16 protein-coding genes and 2 pseudogenes are annotated in these 16,488 nt (G+C 68.5%); 8 read left to right on the top strand and 10 right to left on the bottom strand.

Annotation, left to right across the window (positions count from 1 at the left end; translation table 11 throughout):
- Window positions 1-9: 9 nt before the first annotated feature.
- Together WA944_RS21235 and WA944_RS21230 are read right to left on the bottom strand one after the other, a co-directional pair.
- Window positions 10-888 (bottom strand): universal stress protein, encoded by an 879-nt coding sequence (locus WA944_RS21235; protein WP_526375194.1) that lies wholly within the window; start codon window positions 886-888, stop codon window positions 10-12.
- Window positions 888-1,775: a universal stress protein gene (locus tag WA944_RS21230; RefSeq protein ID WP_526375192.1), complete on the bottom strand. Its 888-nt coding sequence runs from the start codon at window positions 1,773-1,775 to the stop codon at window positions 888-890. The genes WA944_RS21235 and WA944_RS21230 overlap by 1 nt, the downstream gene beginning before the upstream one ends.
- Window positions 1,776-2,027: 252 nt before the next feature.
- Between WA944_RS21230 and WA944_RS21225 the strand changes: the two genes are divergently transcribed.
- Window positions 2,028-2,249 carry a hypothetical protein gene (locus tag WA944_RS21225; protein ID WP_526375190.1) on the top strand — a complete coding sequence of 74 codons (222 nt, stop codon included), beginning with the start codon at window positions 2,028-2,030 and terminating at the stop codon, window positions 2,247-2,249.
- An 88-nt stretch (window positions 2,250-2,337) separates the two neighbouring features.
- A complete protein-coding gene (locus WA944_RS21220; protein ID WP_526375210.1) occupies window positions 2,338-3,021 on the top strand; it encodes a cutinase family protein in 684 nt (227 codons plus the stop codon).
- On the opposite strand, the gene WA944_RS21215 is transcribed toward WA944_RS21220, so the two are convergent.
- Complete coding sequence (locus WA944_RS21215; protein ID WP_526375188.1) at window positions 3,004-6,459, bottom strand: indolepyruvate ferredoxin oxidoreductase family protein; 3,456 nt, start codon at window positions 6,457-6,459, stop codon at window positions 3,004-3,006. The two genes, WA944_RS21220 and WA944_RS21215, sit on opposite strands and share 18 nt — an antisense overlap.
- A 140-nt stretch (window positions 6,460-6,599) precedes the next feature.
- Between WA944_RS21215 and WA944_RS21210 the strand changes: the two genes are divergently transcribed.
- A complete protein-coding gene (locus WA944_RS21210) occupies window positions 6,600-7,073 on the top strand; it encodes an Lrp/AsnC family transcriptional regulator (protein WP_163888970.1) in 474 nt (157 codons plus the stop codon).
- 81 nt (window positions 7,074-7,154) lie between these two features.
- Here the strand turns inward: WA944_RS21210 and WA944_RS21205 are convergent.
- Window positions 7,155-8,115: pseudogene (locus tag WA944_RS21205) on the bottom strand (LmeA family phospholipid-binding protein).
- 90 nt (window positions 8,116-8,205) lie between these two features.
- Between WA944_RS21205 and WA944_RS21200 the strand changes: the two are divergent.
- Together WA944_RS21200 and WA944_RS21195 are read left to right on the top strand one after the other, a co-directional pair.
- Complete coding sequence (locus WA944_RS21200; protein ID WP_526373930.1) at window positions 8,206-8,442, top strand: hotdog family protein; 237 nt, start codon at window positions 8,206-8,208, stop codon at window positions 8,440-8,442.
- Entirely contained in the window at window positions 8,439-8,681 is a 243-nt protein-coding gene (locus tag WA944_RS21195; protein ID WP_526373929.1) for an acyl-CoA thioesterase family protein, read from the top strand. The genes WA944_RS21200 and WA944_RS21195 overlap by 4 nt, the downstream gene beginning before the upstream one ends.
- A 132-nt stretch (window positions 8,682-8,813) precedes the next feature.
- On the opposite strand, the gene WA944_RS21190 is transcribed toward WA944_RS21195, so the two are convergent.
- The 5 genes and pseudogenes from WA944_RS21190 to WA944_RS21170 form a co-directional block, all read right to left on the bottom strand.
- Complete coding sequence (locus WA944_RS21190; protein WP_526611082.1) at window positions 8,814-10,238, bottom strand: SDR family NAD(P)-dependent oxidoreductase; 1,425 nt, start codon at window positions 10,236-10,238, stop codon at window positions 8,814-8,816.
- 21 nt (window positions 10,239-10,259) lie between these two features.
- Window positions 10,260-11,312, bottom strand: coding sequence for a phosphotransferase (locus tag WA944_RS21185; RefSeq protein ID WP_526611084.1), 1,053 nt, complete (start codon window positions 11,310-11,312; stop codon window positions 10,260-10,262).
- Window positions 11,309-11,995 (bottom strand): EamA family transporter, encoded by a 687-nt coding sequence (locus WA944_RS21180; RefSeq protein WP_526647321.1) that lies wholly within the window; start codon window positions 11,993-11,995, stop codon window positions 11,309-11,311. Before WA944_RS21180 ends, WA944_RS21185 begins: the two co-directional genes overlap by 4 nt.
- A 229-nt stretch (window positions 11,996-12,224) precedes the next feature.
- Window positions 12,225-13,108, bottom strand: a pseudogene (locus WA944_RS21175) (SDR family oxidoreductase).
- Window positions 13,109-13,227: 119 nt separating this feature from the next.
- On the bottom strand, window positions 13,228-13,695 hold the full coding sequence (locus tag WA944_RS21170) for an ArsI/CadI family heavy metal resistance metalloenzyme (protein ID WP_526369740.1): 468 nt from the start codon (window positions 13,693-13,695) through the stop codon (window positions 13,228-13,230).
- Window positions 13,696-13,792: 97 nt separating this feature from the next.
- Between WA944_RS21170 and WA944_RS21165 the strand changes: the two genes are divergently transcribed.
- Window positions 13,793-14,152, top strand: a complete 360-nt coding sequence (locus tag WA944_RS21165; protein ID WP_526373863.1) for an Rv2640c family ArsR-like transcriptional regulator — start codon at window positions 13,793-13,795, stop codon at window positions 14,150-14,152.
- 33 nt (window positions 14,153-14,185) lie between these two features.
- Here WA944_RS21165 and WA944_RS21160 read toward each other — a convergent pair whose 3' ends face one another.
- Complete coding sequence (locus tag WA944_RS21160; RefSeq protein ID WP_526373862.1) at window positions 14,186-15,187, bottom strand: glycosyltransferase family 4 protein; 1,002 nt, start codon at window positions 15,185-15,187, stop codon at window positions 14,186-14,188.
- Window positions 15,188-15,389: 202 nt separating this feature from the next.
- Between WA944_RS21160 and WA944_RS21155 the strand changes: the two genes are divergently transcribed.
- Both WA944_RS21155 and WA944_RS21150 read left to right on the top strand, forming a co-directional pair.
- Window positions 15,390-16,238, top strand: a complete 849-nt coding sequence (locus tag WA944_RS21155; protein ID WP_526611090.1) for a 1-acyl-sn-glycerol-3-phosphate acyltransferase — start codon at window positions 15,390-15,392, stop codon at window positions 16,236-16,238.
- Window positions 16,238-16,488: SRPBCC family protein (locus WA944_RS21150; protein WP_526373861.1), on the top strand; the 251-nt coding region annotated here is incomplete at its 3' end. The genes WA944_RS21155 and WA944_RS21150, both read left to right, overlap by 1 nt.

Below are 16,488 nucleotides of genomic sequence, written 5' to 3'. Positions count from 1 at the left end.
GCCCGCGTGCTACGGCCTGCAGATCATGATCGGAATCCTGCTGTGCTGCAGAAGATTCATGCTCGTCGAGCCCAGCAGCGCGCTGGCGACGGTGTTGCGGCCTCGGGTGCCGACCACCAGTAGCTGAGCGTCGGCTCTACGTCCCAGCAATGCCTTGGCCGGGCTGGCCGCTTCGATGCGGAATTCGGCACTGACACCCGGATAGCGCTTGTTGGCTCGGTTGACGGCGTCGGCCAGCCGACTCCACTCTGCGGCTTCCAACGCCTCCCAGTCGATCAGGAACGGGATGCTGACCGGCGCCGCGGGTGTGCGCATCGGCCAGGAATACACCACGCGCACCGGTGCGCCGAGGCAGTCGGCCACCATGAACGCATTGTCCAGAGCGCTGCTCGCGGCCGGCGTGAAGTCGAACCCGACGACCACCGCACGATCGTCGTCGGGCATCTGTCCGCCACGCCAGACCACGACCGGACAGCAGGCATGGGTGGCCACCGACACGGTGGTCGATCCGACCAGCAATGCCACCGCAGGTGTCAACCCGTCACCGCCCAGCACCACCAACCGTGCGCCACGACTGGCGTCGATCAATGCCTTGTCGACCGGAATGTCAAGCGCCTCAGTGCTGATCGACAGCGCGGGACGATCGGCGCGCACCGCTTCGGCGGCTTCTTTGAGCAGGATCGTGACCGCGTCGTCCTGGTAGCTCATCGCGGCGGCGGCGATTGCCGCTGCTGACTCGGTCAGGTTGCGTCCGATGCTGGGCAGCGCGTGCACGATGTGCAACCCGGTGCGAAGTTGTGCGGCGATGACCCCCGCCCAGCGTGCCGCCGCGATTGCACCTTCCGAGCCGTCGACCCCGACGACGACGGGTGGATCGTTCTCCGGCATCAGGACTGCCGCGCGACGATCACCGGAATCCGGGCTCCCTGAACCACCGCCGAACTGACCGAACCGAGCACCAGTCCGGCGATGCCGCCGCGGCCATGGCTACCGACCACCAGTAATCGGGCGGATTCGGACAGGTCGAGCAGTTCGTGCACGGGGTTGTTCATCTTGACGATCCGGCGCACCGTGACGTCGGGATAGCGCTCCTGCCAGCCTGCGAGTCGTTCTCCGAGTATCTCCTCGGCCCGCTCGCTGACGTTTGGCCAGCCGACGTCGATGAAGTCGTCGGTGCTCTCCAGCCACGTGTGTAGTGCCACGAGGTCGACGCCTCGCCGTGAGGCTTCGTCGAAGGCGATCTGCACCGCCCGCTCAGATGCCGGCGAGCCGTCGATGCCGACCACGACCGGGGCGTCGGCAGGCCGGTCCCGCGTCGGGTCGTCGTCGTGGATGACAGCCACGGGGCAGTGGGCATGGCGTACCAGCCCCGAGCTGACCGAACCCAGCAACGCCCGCTGGATGGCGCCGGAACCCCGGCAGCCGACCACGACCATCTCGGCATCCTTCGACAAATTCACCAGCACCGCGCGCGGACTGTCCGATGCGACGTGTTGGTCCACCGAGACCGTGGTGTCGGTCGGCAGCTCCTGCTGGGCGATCCGGGTCGCATCCTCGAGCAGGACTGCGCCCCGCGCGCGCTGCGCCTCCCAGTACTCCGCGGGCAACGGGACGTCCAACCATGCCGCGGCGGTCGGATCGGTCAGTGCGTGAACCAGGGTCAGCCGCGCGCCCCGCATCCCGGCTTCGCGGGCCGCCCAGGCGACCGCTGCGTCGGACTGCGGTGAGCCGTCCACCCCCACCACGATCCCGTAGTGCGAAGAATTGTCGGACATGACATTTCCCTTCGACGGTGAGGTCGAGGCATGGTTTGCGTCGTGGCCTTACGCTATCTCGGCGATCGCGGCACGTCTGCTGGCGTTGGTCCCGCCGGCAGAGGCCTAAAGACCTCCCGACGGCCCTGACCACCGGTCCTAACGGTTGGCGCTCACTTCGGTCACGAACGATCACCGTCGAGCCGGATCCGGTGGCAGGGGTGTTTGGATCGGGCGAGCCGCCGACACGGACGACGGCCCGGAGGTTGCGGTATGGACTCGCTCGGGACGGCACAGCTGATCTCGCTGTTGCTGGCGGTCACCGTGGTCGCAACGCTGTCCGGCTTCTTCGCGGCCGTCGTGACCCGCCGGCCGAGACGACGCACCCGCGGGATCTTCGTGGCGGGCGTGGTGTGCGGAGTTCTGGCACGCGAGCTCGTTCGAGGGCGGCGTCGTGCCCTCGCGCTCGGTTCGAGGGTGAAGCTGTTCCGCTGACGGTGTTACAGGTGTGACAGCTGTGAAAACTGGGTAGATACTGGCGGACGATCGCCCACACGCTTCAGGTCGAGGAGAGACCGTGGCAATCCGCCCCGCCGCCCGGCGCGCCGCCTTGTCAGCCCTTGCTGTCCTCATCGGGCTGAGCGCCCTGAGCGCCCTGAGCCCCGCGACCGCCGTCGCCGCGCCGCAGTGCAACGACATCGAGATCGTGTTCGCCCGGGGCACCGACGAGCCCGCCGGGCTCGGCAGAGTGGGCAGAGCGCTGGTGGACAACCTGACGCCAATGATCGAGGACCAGACGATCGGGTCCTATGCGGTGAAGTACCCGGCTTCGTGGGACTTCCTTCAGGTCGCGGTGGGAGCCAATGACGCCAGCAGACGGATCCAGTCCATCGCCGCCACCTGTCCCGACAGCAAGATCGTGCTCGGCGGTTACTCGCAGGGTGCCGCCGTCATCGACGTGGTCACCACATCACCGGTCGCCGCGCTCGGCTACAACGCGCCGTTACCGGCCTCGGTGGTTCCCCACGTCGCCGCCGTCGCGGTGTTCGGCAACCCCGCGGCACGACTCGGTCGACCGTTGACGATCCTGAGCCCGGACTTCGGCGCCCGCACCGCCGACCTGTGCAACACCAACGACCCGATCTGTTCGCGTGGCGACGATTTCGACGCCCACCGCCGCTACCCACAGTCCGGCCTGGTCAAGCTCGCCGCGCAGTGGATCACCAGGCACGTCCAGCAGCAGGAGCCGTCAACTGCGAACTCCTAGTTCCCGCAGTCGGTCGTGATAAGCCTGCACACTGGCCAGTTTGACGTCCTCATAACCCCGCACCATGTCCGCCAGGCCGGCCACCTCCACGGCCCGGTCATAGTTGGACGGCTCCAACTCGGCGGCCAGCCGGCGCACCACGGTGATGTACTCGGTCAGCAGCCCACGCTCGACCCTGCGCACGTGGGCGTAGCCGAAAGGATCGAACTTGGTCCCCCGCAGCCGTTTTCCCTTCGCCAGCATGCGCAGAACGACGTGGCTGTGCGGGCCGAGACCGATCTTCTTCTGCAGGCCCATCGCCCGCAGCGCCGGTGGGTGCAGCTGGTAGGTCAGTTTCTCGCCGGTCGGAAACTGCTCGTGCACCGACGACAGGAACCGTGGGTCGGTCAGCAGCCGTGCCACTTCGTACTCGTCCTTGTAGGCGGTGAACTTGTAGAGACCCCTGGCGACGGTCTCACTGAACTCGGTCCGCTCCCCCACCGCGCGCTCCGCCGTCCAGACCGATTCGAGCACAGCGACATAGCGGCGGGCGACCGTCTCGCTCTGGAATGCGATGAGGTCTGCCGCCCGCCGGGTGATGAGGTCACCGACGTGCCCGAAGAACGTGGTGCCGTCCAGGACCCGGGGGGCGACCACCGCCCTGGTCGGCGCAGACGCCGGCGCGACGAGTTCACCGAACCGCGCGGGGTCGGCGACCGCCAGCCGGCCCCAGCGGAACGCCGCGATGTTGGACTCAACGGCAACACCGTTGATCGCGATGGCCTCCTCGACGTGTTCGGCCGGAATCCTCAGCGCACCGCTCTGATGAGCGGCACCGATGAGCAGGAAGTTGGCGGGGGCCGTGTCACCGAAGAGGGCGCGGGAGACCGCCAGGGCGTCGAAGGAGTGCACACTGCGTGACACCTGATCCAACCGGTGGAGTAGATAGGCCGTTTCCGGGTACGCGATCGTCTTGTCGTACACCATCTCTCCGGTGGGCGTCTTGCTCGTCGACACCACGCAGACGGTTCTGGCTGGATCCCCGTAACCGAGGTTCTTGGCGTCGGCGGCGACCAGCAGATCGAAGCCGACGATGCAGTCCGCGCCGGCGGGGGCGAGCCGGTTGGCGGGGTCGATCGTGCCCGCAGCGAACCGCAGGTGGGACACGACGGGGCCGGCCTTCTGGCTCAGCCCGGTCTGGTCCAGGCTCGCCACGTCGTAGCCGGTGCGCAGCGCCGCGGTGGCGAGCACCTGGTTCGCGGTGACGATGCCGGTGCCGCCGATCCCGGCGAAGAGTACGTTGTGCGTGCCGGCCACGGGTTCCAGCTCGACATCGGGCAGAACCGGCGGCTCCCGCCGGGGCCGGGTACGGCGCGACGCCCTCGCGGGCTGCACCTCGACGGTGACGAACGACGGGCAGTCACCGTCGAGGCAGCTGTAATCGGTGTTGCAGGAGCTCTGGTCGATGCGCGTCTTGCGACCGAACTCGGTGTCCACCGGTTGCACCGACAGGCAACTGGACTTCACACCACAATCCCCGCAGCCCTCGCACACTGCTTCGTTGATCAGCACCCGGGTGGTGCGGGCGGGCAGCGTCCCGCGCTTGCGTTGTCTGCGCGCATCGGCGGCACAGTGCTGGTCATAGATCAACACGGTGACACCTTTGACGGCACGGAGACGTTTCTGCGCCTCGTCGAGGCGGTCACGGTGCCAGACGACGGTTCCGGGGGCCAGGGCACGCTTATGGTGGCGCCTGGGATCCTCGGCGCAGATGATGATCTGCTTGACGCCCTCGGAGGTCAGTTTGTGCGTCAGCTCGGCCACCGAGAGCGCACCCTCGGCGTGTTGGGCGCCCGTCATCGCCACCACGTCGTTGAACAGCAGCTTGTAGGTGATGTTAACGCCTGCCGCGACGCAGGCCTGCACCGCTAGCTGACCGGAGTGGAAAAACGTTCCGTCGCCGATGTTCTGGAACAGATGAGGGACGTCGGTGAAGGGTGCCTGGCCGATCCACTGGCTGCCTTCTCCCCCCATCTGGGTGAGCCCGGTGACGGCGGTGTCCGTGCGGCCGGACATCGTCACCATGGTGTGGCAGCCGATCCCGCCGCCCGCCAGTGAGCCCTCCGGCACGACGGTCGACCGGTTGTGCGGGCAGCCGCTGCAGAAGTACGCACGCCGTTGCGCGGGAAGCACTTCCAGCGACAGAGCCGGTGGCAACGCCTTGGTGAGCGCCAACCGCCCGTCGAGGACACGTCGCAGTGGAGCCATCAGCCGCCCGGCGGTCAGTTCGCCGCCGGCGGGCACCAGCGGTTTCCCGGCGGCGTCCTTCTTGCCGACGATTCGCGGGGCGCCGGCAAGGCCGTAGAGGATCTCCCGAACCTGACTCTCGATGAACGCCGTCTTGTCCTCGACGACCAGGATCTCGTCGAGACCGTCGGCGAAGGTGGTGACGCGGTCGGGCCCCAGCGGGGTGGGCATGCCGATCCGCAACAGCCTGACACCACCACGGTGCAGTGCGAAGTCGTCGGCGCCGAGGTCGTGCAGTGCCTGCCGTAGGGAGTCGAACGTCGTTCCCGTGGCGGCGATCCCGATCCTGGCGTGCGGCGGGTCGAGCTCGATGACGTCCAGACCGTTGGCGGAGCCGTAGGCACGGATCACCTCCGCCCGCGGTCCGTACAGGTCCGCCTCGGCATCGAGGCTGGCGGCCGGTGCCGCCATCGGACGTTGCCGGTAGACGCACGGCTTTCCCTCCCAGAGCACTTCGGGCGTGACGATGTTGATGTCGACGTCACCGGCGTCGACGGACCAGGCGCCGTCGGCCACGTCGGCGACGATCTTGAGTGCGACCACACAGCCCGACGCCCGCGACAGCGCCACGCCGTGCATGGCCATCGTGACGATCTCGCGGGCGTTGCGCGGGAAGAGGACCGGGATACCGAGCGCCGCCAACGAACGCTCGCTGGCCGCGGGCACGGTGGAGGACTTCGACGCGGGATCGTCACCGACCAGCAGCAGCATCCCGCCGCGGGGGTTGGTGCCGTACATGTTCGCGTGCCGCAGGGCGTCGGTGGCCCGGTCCAGGCCGGGCCCCTTGCCGTACCAGACCCCCACCACGCCGTCGTAGAGTGCCTTGCCGGCAGGCAGGACGGCTTGGCTGCCCCACACCGACGTCGCCGCGAGTTCTTCGTTGAGGCCGGGCACGAAGGTGATGTCGTGCGCCTGCAGCACCTCAGGCATCCCGGACAGCATCCGATCGACACCACCTAGCGGGCTGCCCTGGTAACCCGACACGAACGTCGCCACCCGCAGGCCCGCGCGGGCGTCGCGCTCGTGTTGTTCGATCAGCGCCCGGGCGATGGCCTGCACCCCGGTCAGCAGAACCCGGCCCGACCCGGCGCGGTAGCGGTCGCCGAGTCTGTACGGACTCGGGTCCGGTCGGCGGATGTCCAGATCGGTCATCGGGGCCTCACCACCTCGCCGTTTGATGGGTGTGTTGCTGCCTCCAGGGTGGCACCGACATACAGACTGAGCAAGCAACGACGATCGTATTGAGCATGTTGCCCATTTCCGACGGAGCGTGACGTGCGATACTGCGCGGCATGACGAAGCTGGACCGCACCGATGCCCGTCTGCTGCTGGCGCTGTGTGATGCACCCCGGGCAACCGGGGTGCAACTGGCGGCCACGCTCAACCTCGCGCGCAACACCGTGCAGGCGCGGCTGTCGCGCTGGGAGCAGGAGAAGGTGCTCGCGCCGATCGACCGCTGCGTGTCACCGCGTGATCTCGGCTATCCGCTCAAGGCGTTCATCACCGCCGTCGTCGACCAGCATCAGCTCGAAGACGTCCTTGCGGCGCTGGAGACCATCGCTCAGGTCACCCAGGTGACGGGGCTTTCCGGTGCGGCCGACCTGTTGATCGCGGTGGTGGCCACCGACGCCGACGACCTGTACCGCCTCGCCGGACTGGTGCTCGCGGTGCCCGGCGTGCAGCGCACCACGATGTCGGTGGCAATGCACGAGGTCGTCGCCTACCGGACGCGGCCGCTGCTGGAGCAGCTGGCCCGCGGGCGGTGAACCGCCCTCCGCCGGAACGGTATTCCAGCACGCCACCACTCGCGATTTCTCTGCTGGAATACCGTTCCGGCGGGTAGGTGCTCAGAGTGCTGCGAAGCAGGGATTGGTGTCCTCTTGCGGGATCGACGCGTTGCGGCTGGAGAACTCCTCGACAACGCCGGCGTCGGTCACCGCGACGCTGTCGGCCTGGATTCCGAGCGGGTAGTTGTCGTTGAGCCGCGTGGTGAGGTCGTCGAGTGCGCTCTGCACGGCGTCGCGCGGAAACGGGCCGACGACATCGAGCACCTCGAGCTCGAGATCGCCGTCGATGACCACCGGCCTGGCCGTGACGCTGTTCTCGCCCGCCTGCAGCACGATGGTGCCCGCCGCCGGGTTGGTCACGACGCCGGTCACGAGACTGCCGACACCGGGAAGATTGTCGGCGACGGTGTCCCTGATGCCCGCCGATGTCCACGTTCAGCGTGGCATCCAGCGACCCGATGGTGCCTTTGGAGTCGCCGGAGTCCTGCAGTCGCACGTCTTCGAGGGTGACCACCGCGGTCATACCCTCTGCGGACTGCACCCGGTCCCCCGCGGTGCGTACCGAGATGTTCGTGTAGCGACCGGTGAGGTGCTGCCACAGGAACGGCGGGTTCACGCCGTAGGAGATCGTCGCGCCGTCCTCGACGACACATTCGGCCACGCCGACCAGGATGCCGTCGGCGCGATGCCTGGCGTAGAGCTCGCCGAGGGCCAGGCCGCCGACCAGCAGGGCGACCACGATGACCGCGATCAGGATGTTCGTCTGCCGGTGACGGGAACTGGCACCGCGCCCGGGGGCGGCGGGCCGCTGCGCACGGTCCACAGCAGGAGGTGGCGGCGGCGGTGGCGGCGGCCGCCGGAACTGCTCGGTGGGCACCGCATCCGCAGATGGCGCACGGATCTTCTCGGTCGGCTGATCGTGGCGGCCCGGACGCGGGAGCCGATGAGTCGCCGGGTCGGACGGCGGAGCACCCCGGTCGCGCCGGCCAGGCTGCCCGGGTCGCTGCGGCGGGTTCGTCACCTGCGCAAGTCTGCCTCATCGACCTCAGCGCCGGGTCCGACTCCTCAGCGCCTGGCAAACCCGACATGACCGAGGCGCTAGTTTCACCTCATGCAATCTGGACCGAACCCGTTGATCAGCTCCGTGCCGCGACCGCACCCGGCACGGCTGGAGACGACGGCGTACCCGGTCCACCAGCTGATCGACGCCCGATTCGGGGACATGGACGCCAACGGACACCTCAACAACGTCGCGCTGGAATCGCTGCACGAGAACACCCGGGCCGGCCTCAACCGGCAGGTGTTCCCTGACGTGTATGCGCGCACTGCGCGACTCTTCGCATCGTGACGTCGACGATCGTCGTGCACTATCTGCACGAGGCGCCCTGGCCGGCAGCGATCGACACCGCCATCGGCATCGGCCACGTGGGGACGACGTCGTTCGTCGCCTCCACCGCCCTGTTTCACGACGACGCATGTATCAGCCTGTGCGACACAGTGCTGGTGCTGCTTGACGACAGCGGGCCGACACCGATCCCGGACGATGCCCGCGCCCGCCTTGCGTCGCTGCGACTGGGGGTGAATTGACAGACCGGCATTTCGTCGATGCGCTGCTCGCCCCTGCCGCGAGCAGACACAAACTCGCACAGATTTCTCAGTATTCGTGTGAGTTTGTGTCTGCTCGCGGTGGCCAAGCGGGAGCCAAGCCAGGGCTGGCGGCTACCAGTTCGTCGGCGAGTAGTCCTTGAGGAAGCAGCCGTGCAGGTCTTCACCGGCCTCGCCGCGCACGATCGGGTCGTAGACGCGGGCGGCGCCGTCGGCCAGATCCAGCGGAGCGTGGAACCCCTCGTCGGCGAGCCGCAGCTTCGTCGGTTGGGGGCGCTCGTCGGTGATCCAGCCGGTGTCGACGGCGGTCATCAGGATGCCGTCCTGCTCCAGCATCTCGGCGGCGCTGGTGCGGGTGAGCATGTTCAGCGCGGCCTTGGCCATGTTGGTGTGCGGATGCCCCGGGCCCTTGTAGGCGCGGCTGAACTGGCCCTCCATCGCCGAGACGTTGACGACGTATTTGCGGCGGGCCGGTGACGCGGCCATGACCGGGCGCAACCGGCTCACCAGGATGAACGGTGCGGTCTGGTTGCACAGCTGCACCTCGAGCAGTTCCATCGCGTCCACTTCGTGCACCCGCTGGGTCCAGCTGTTCACCGCGGCGGTGTCGGGCAGCAGGCCCCCCGCGTCGATCGCGGTGCCCGCGGCGATCCGGTCGGGGGATGCGCTGCGCGCGGTGAGTGCGAGCTCGGTGACGGCGTGCGGATCCGGGTGGTCGGCCAGGCTCCCGGCGAGCGCCGCCGGATGGGCGTCGCTGACCCGGTCGAACGTGACCACGTCGACGTCCGCGAGTTCGGCCGGCGAGGTGCGCTCCGCCTCGACCAGCGCTGTGTACGAACCCGGAGCACGGCGCACGGTCTGGGCGGCGTTGTTGATCAGGATGTCCAACGGACCCTGCGCGGCCACGTTGTCGGCCAGCGCGACCACCTGAGCCGGGTCGCGCAGGTCGATGCCGACGATGCGCAGCCGGTGCAACCAGTCGGCGCTGTCGTCCATCGCGGCGAAGCGGCGCACCGCGTCGTTGGGGAAACGGGTGGTGATGGTCGTGTGGGCGCCGTCGCGCAGCAGCCGCAGCGCGATGTACATCCCGATCTTGGCGCGGCCTCCGGTGAGCAGGGCGCTCCTGCCGGCGAGGTCGGTGCGGGCGTCGCGCTTGGCCCGGTTGAGCGCGGCGCATCCCGGGCAGAGCTGGTGGTAGAACGCGTCGACCACCGTGTGGTGGTTCTTGCAGATGTAGCAGGCCCGGGACCGCAGCAGGGTCCCTGCGGTGGCTCCCGCCGCGGCGGACACGAGCGGCAGGCCGGCGGTCTCGTCGTCGATGCGTCCGGGCGCCCCGGTGGCGGTGGCGGCGATGACGGCACGGTCAGCGGCGGCCACCGCGTCGCGCTTGGCGAGCCGGCGGGCTTTCTTCACCGACTTGAATATCCCCGCCGTGGCCAGTCGGACGGCGACGGCGTCGGGGTGCTCGGGCGGCAACGACTCGATGTCGGCCAGCACCTGTAGACACGTGCTGAGCTTGTCGGGATCGATCGCGGTCACGGTGGAAGAGTACGGGGCTTTTCACCGGTCGCCGATGCGTCGCCGGAGCTCGGCGAACGATTCGAGGTCCTGCACGGCCTGCGCGCCGCGGTCGAGCCCGGCGCGGGTCACGTCCTCCCCCTGCAGCCGTCCACTGAAAGCGGCGGTGACCGCGGCCGCGATGTAGGCGGTGACGGCGAGCATCCGGTAGTCGGCCCAGGCCGCTGCGACCTCCAGCCGCGGCCCGGACCGCGCGGACAGCGCGTCGAGGTACTCGGTGAGCAGTTCCCGTTCGATGCTGCGCCGCAGCTCGGGCTCCAGCGACGTGACGGCGAAGTAGGCGAGATCCTTGAGGCCGGGGCCCTGCGCGGCGACCTGCCAGTCGAACAGGACGGGACGGTCGCCGACAAAACAGATGTTGCCGCGGTGGGTGTCGCCGTGCAGGAACGTCAGCGGGAAGTCGCGCAGCGCCGCGGCGACGGCCCTGCGCCGGGTGCGCAGGATGACGGCGTCGGCGCGGACCGCCGCCGGGACGATGTCGTGGTACCGGCGGGGCAGCAGGGCCACCAGCCTCCACGTTTGGGGACCCCACGTCACAGACCGGGCCGCCGGTGGGGTGAACGCTGCCAGATCCGCGGCGAACCGGGGCGACTGCCAGAACATGGCGTGGAATCCGGCCAGCGCCCTGGCCACCGCGACGGCCTCGTCGCGCGTGCACGAACCGGCGACGTCGCCGAAGCGCGCGCCGGCCTGCGCCAGATCCTCCATCAACAGCACGGCCCTGCCCAGGCCAGACGCGGCACCGTATACCGCCGGTGCCACGTCGCCGAGATCCGGTCCCAGCCGCCGGTAGACCTCGACCTCGTTGCGCCCCAACCGCATCATGTTGTCGAACAGCCGCTCCACCGGCCGGGTGGGCGTCAGCTTCGCGAACACCCGCCGCGGTGTGCCCGGTGGGCCCGTCACCTCCAGGCGTGCCCGCACGGCGGTGCCGTGATCGGCACCGGTGAGGTGCACGTCGGTGACCTGGTCCAGGCCCGTCAACGATCGGAACACCTCGGTGGTGATGTCGTCGGGACGAATCGGCACGGTCATGGCGGGGACACCAGGGCCGGTGTGCCCGCGGGAACGCGATTTCTGCTGCGCACCGCCACCAGGCCACCGCCGATGACCAGCGCCATCCCGAGATACGTTGTCAGCGTGGGACGGTGGTCCCAGACGATCCAGTCGATCAGCGCGGTGAACACGATCACGGTGTAGATGAACGGGCCGACTTTCTCCGCCGATGCGTACCGGTAGGCCAGCACGATGAAAACCTGCGAGAACAACAGGGCGAAGCCGAGACCGATCAACCCGCCCCACGCTCGGGCCGGGAACGGTTGCCAGTCGATGACAGCCAGCGGGATCGCCATGACCGTCGACAGCAGGAAGTAGTAGAACAGGATCCGGGTCATCGGCTCGGTCGCGCCGAGCCAACGCACCGACATCATGGCGACAGCCAGGAACACCGCGCCCGCAACCGCTGACATTTCACCGATGCCGAAGCTGTGGCCCTGCGGCTGCAGCACCAGGATCACCCCGGCGAAGCCGACACCGGCACCGATCCAGGTGGGGGCCGAGACCCGCTGGCGCGTGACACACCACGCGATCAGCGGGATCCACAGCGGGGCGCTGTAGGTGAGCAGTGTCGCGTTGGCCAGCGGTATCTGGGTGATCGCGAAGAACAGCGCATACCAGCATGCGGTGCCGGTCGCCGCCCGGAGCACGTGCAGACCGATCTTGCCGGTGCGCAGCGCAGACGCGCCACCGCGCAGCGCGACCGGGGTGATGAAGCAGGCAGATCAGGTTCTGGGCCGCAACCAACACCCCGGTGGAGGTGTACTGGCCCGTGTACTTCGCCAGGGCGCCCACCAGCGCGACGCAGAAGAACGCGACCGTGGTGAGGACCGCCGCCAGGACCAGGTTGTCGGGCCGGTGGCCGGTCCCGGTGCCGGACATGACGCAGTCCTACGACGGACGGGCGAGCGGGATGACCGCGCCCGCAGGGGGTTCGGCGACAGCGACGCTGCTCGCTCGGGCGTTCATCCGAGCGGTCTCGCGTGCCAGGATGTTGTTGAGTGTGCGGGGTGCGACGACGTCGAGCGCACGCAGCGCCAGCGCCTTGCGCGGCGCGATGCGGATCGGCCTGGTGCGCGCGGCGGTCACCATCCAGTCAGCCGCCTCCTGCGGGGTGAGCGCCGCCACCCCGTCGTAGGCGCGGGTCGGTGCGATCATCGCCGTCGCCACCAACGGGTAGTAGATGGTCGTGGAGTGCACCCCGGACTCGCCCCACTCGGTGTCGATGACGCGACTGACGGCACTCAACGCCGCCGTGGAGGCGTTGTAGGCGGCGAACATCGGGGACGACTCGGGCAGCACCCGCCAGGTGGCGATGTTGATGATGTGGCCGTCGCCCCGCTCGATCATCCCGGGGGCCAGACCCGGATGAGTCGCAGCGGCGCGTCGTAGTTCAGCGCCATCACCCGCTCGATGTCGTGCCAGCGGTCCAGGGATCCCGAGAGCGGCCTGCGGATCGACCTGGCCGCGTTGTTGATCAGGATGTCAACGGGGCCCACTGTTTTCACGAGATCGTCGACCTGGTCGAGGTCGGCCAGGTTCACGGCGACGGCGCGGGCCTGCCCGCCGGCCGAGGTGATCCGGTCGACCACCTCGGCCAGCAGGGCCTGCCGGCGCGCGACCACGATGACCGTGGCACCTTCGGCGGCGAGCTTCTGCGCGGCGACCGCACCGATTCCCGACGATGCACCGGTCAACAGGATCCGCTTGCCGGCGAGGTCGACCGCTGAACGGGCGGGCCATCGCGGCAGGAGGCGCATTCCGGCCAGCCGCATCGCCCTCTTGAAATTCGGAATCACAGCCTGCACCTCTGCCGGGGTCGGCGCGTGGCGTGGCCGAGCTCGCTATCAATCTATGGCGCTGCCGCCGGGTCCGCAGCAGATCACGGTATTCGTCAGCAGCAAACGTTCTCCGCCTTGTCCTCCGCGCCGGCGCCGCAGCACACGTCGGTTTCCCCGGTGCCGCCTTCGGCATGCTGTGGGCTGGTGCCGAACGCGTCAGAGTCCGCCAACACCGTGTAGACCTCCCACTTCTCCCCTGCGGGCCCGGTGACCCACACCTTGTCCTGGGTGGCGAAGCAGCAGGTGGTGTTCATCTCCTCCTCGGTGAACAGACCCTCGGTGCTGAGCCGGCCGATCTCGGCGTGCACGGCCTCGCTCGTCGCCACCTCCACGCCGAGGTGGTTGATCGAGCCGCCTTTGCCCGGGTTCTCGATGAGAACCAGTTTGAGCGGCGGCTCGGCGACCGCGAAGTTGGCGTAACCGTCTTTGATCTTGGCGGGGGCGGTGTTGAACAGCTTGGAATAGAACGTGATCGCCGTGTCGAGGTCGTCGACGTTGAGGGCGAGTTGGACTCGGGACATGAGAACCTCCATACCTGTGTGACTTATATCGAATTAGCGCGCTACCGCCACCATGCCACCTTTTTGATATATGTCAATCCTCTGGCAGAATCGAATCGTGCCCAAGACACTGCCGACCATCGACATCTCCGCACCGGTGTGCTGCGCACCCGTGGCGGCCGGGCCGATGAGCGACGACGATGCGCTGCAAGTGGCACTGCGCCTCAAGGCGCTGGCGGACCCGGCAAGGGTGAAGATCATGTCGCTGCTCTACAGTTCGACGGCCGGCGCGGAGAACAGCGGAGACCTCGCCGTGGTCCTCGGCCTCAGCGAATCCACCGTCAGCCATCACCTGGCCCAACTTCGCCGTGCCGGTTTCGTCGAATCCGACCGGCGGGGCATGAACGTCTACCACCGCCCGGCCACCGACGCGGTCGGCGCGTTGTGCGCGGTGCTCAACCCCGACTGCTGCACCTGAACGACAACAAGTTCCAGTACTCCGGTGGCGATTTCACCGTCGGTCGGTGATCGCGCGGTACACGTCCACGTACTTCTCGACCATCGCCGCCACGGCGAAGCGTTCGTGGGCGATCGCGGCGATCCGGCTGCGGTCCAGGTCTGCGACAGCGGCGACGGCGATGACCGCGGAGTCGATGTCGGTGACCAGAGCGCCTGTGACGCCGTGCATGATCAGTTCGCTCATCGACCCTCGCGCGTTCGCGATCACCGGGGTGCCGCAGGCCATCGCCTCTGCCACGCTGTAACCGAACGGCTCGTCGAAGTCGATCAGATGCAGCAGTGCGTGCGCGCCACCGAGCACTTCGGCACGGCCGGCGGCGTCGACGGCACCGAGGTAGCGCACCCGGTCGCCGTCGATGTGCGGAGCGACCTGGTCACGAAAGTACCTCTCGTCCTGGACTATTCCGGCGATGTCGAGGCGGCGGCCGCAACGGCGGGCGACCTCGATCGCGTCAGCGGTGCCCTTGTCGGGGTGGATCCGCCCGAAGAACAACAGATGCTCGCCGGGTTCGGGGTGGGTGGCGAACGCGCCGGTGTTGATGCCGTGGTGGATGGTGGCGGCATAGGTCAGGTTCGGGTGGCGGTCGGCGTCGCTGATCGACACGTAGGTGGTGGTGCTGTCGTAGCGCTCGTAGACCGGAACGATCCGCTCCGACGAGAAGCCGTGGATGGTCGTCACGACCGGCGTCGCGACCAGGGCGCTGTAGGTGAGCGGCAGGAAGTCGAACCCGTTGTGGATGACGTCGAACTCGGCGGCGCGTTCGAAGACCGACGCGATGTGCAGACACTCGGCGACCTTGGGGTCGATCGTCTCGTCCTCGGACCATCCGGTTGGCGCGGTCGCGTGCAGGGCCGCGGTGGTGATCGAGTCCGTGGTCGCGAACAGGGTGACGTGGTGACCGGCCGCCACCAGACCATCGGTCAGCAGGGAGGCGAACTGCTCCCACGGCCCGTAGTGCCGCGGCGGCGTCCGCCACGCGATCGGTGCCAGCACCGCAACGCGGATCGGGCCGCCGGGCTCACGTGGGATGGCAATGGCCTCAGGCTACCCGCCACCGGTCGTCGCGCCGCCGCCAGTTTGACGCCGGAAATATCGGGGCAGTACTGAGGTGCGCCGCCGGTGCGTCGCGATGAGAGGGGCAAGGGATGAGGGGGTTCGCCAGGATGGTTGTCGCAGTCACCGGAGCCGCGTGACGATGTCGGCGCGTTCCCTGATCGACGATGCGGTCGGATGGGCGAAAAAGCAGGTCACGCCACAAGTCCCCGAGGCGGACCTCGACCATCGCGATCCCGACTACATCCGCGACCGACTGCCCGGGACCTGGCTGCTCGCATCGCTGTACTTCCGGGCCGATGTTCGTGGCCTGCACCGGATTCCGGCCGACAAACCGGTACTGCTGGTTGGCAACCACAGCGGCGGCAACGTCCCGCCGGGCACCTTTGTGTTCACGCTGGCCTTCTGCTCCTACTTCGGCGTGGAGCGGCCGTTCTTCCAGCTCGCCCACAATCTGGTGGTGTCCGCCCCCGGGCTGGGCTGGCTCCGGAAGTTCGGCACCGTGGCCGCAACCCCGGAGAACGCCCGCCTGGCGCTGCAAGCCGGGCAGGCCAGTGCGCTGCTGGTCTACCCGGGTGGTGACTACGAGGTCTTCCGCCCGTCGTGGCAGCGCAACGTCGTCGACTTCGACGGCCGCAAAGGCTACGTCCAGCTCGCCCGTGAAGCGGGGGTGCAGATCGTCCCGGTGGCCAGCGTCGGCGGCCAGGAGACCGCGCTGTTCCTGGACCGCGGACAATGGCTGGCCAGACTGCTGGGGGTGGACAAGCGGCTGCGGCTCAAGAGCGTGCCGATCTCGCTGGCCCTTCCGTGGGGTCTGAACATCAGTGATCTGGCCGGGCATGTGCCGCTGCCCGCGAAGATCACCATCGAGGTCCAGGATCCGATCGATGTCGACGCGGACGACGACACGGTCGACGAGGCGGTCCGAGCCAGCCTGCAGGCCGGTGTGGACCGACTGGCGGCCGAGCGCAGGTTCCCGGTGATCGGCTGATGCGCGTCGAACGCCACCGGATCCTGCGGGCCGACCGCCACACTGTGTGGTCGCTTGTCAGCGACCCCGACCACTACCCGAACTTCATGCCGAACCTGGAACGCTGGGAGACCGTCACCGACGGTCCCGCCGGCATCGGGTCCCGCTACACCGTGCACTGGAAGATCGGCGCGGCACCGGTGGGCGGAGTGATCGAGCTCGTCGAGTTCGACCCCGCGCGCGATCTGGCATGGGTCAGCATCACCGGGGT

It is taken from the genome of Mycobacterium sp. (genome assembly GCF_049683355.1).
Taxonomy (GTDB): domain Bacteria; phylum Actinomycetota; class Actinomycetes; order Mycobacteriales; family Mycobacteriaceae; genus Mycobacterium.
Note: the sequence above shows the minus strand (reverse complement) of the source record. Positions and strands in the feature narration are given on the sequence as shown.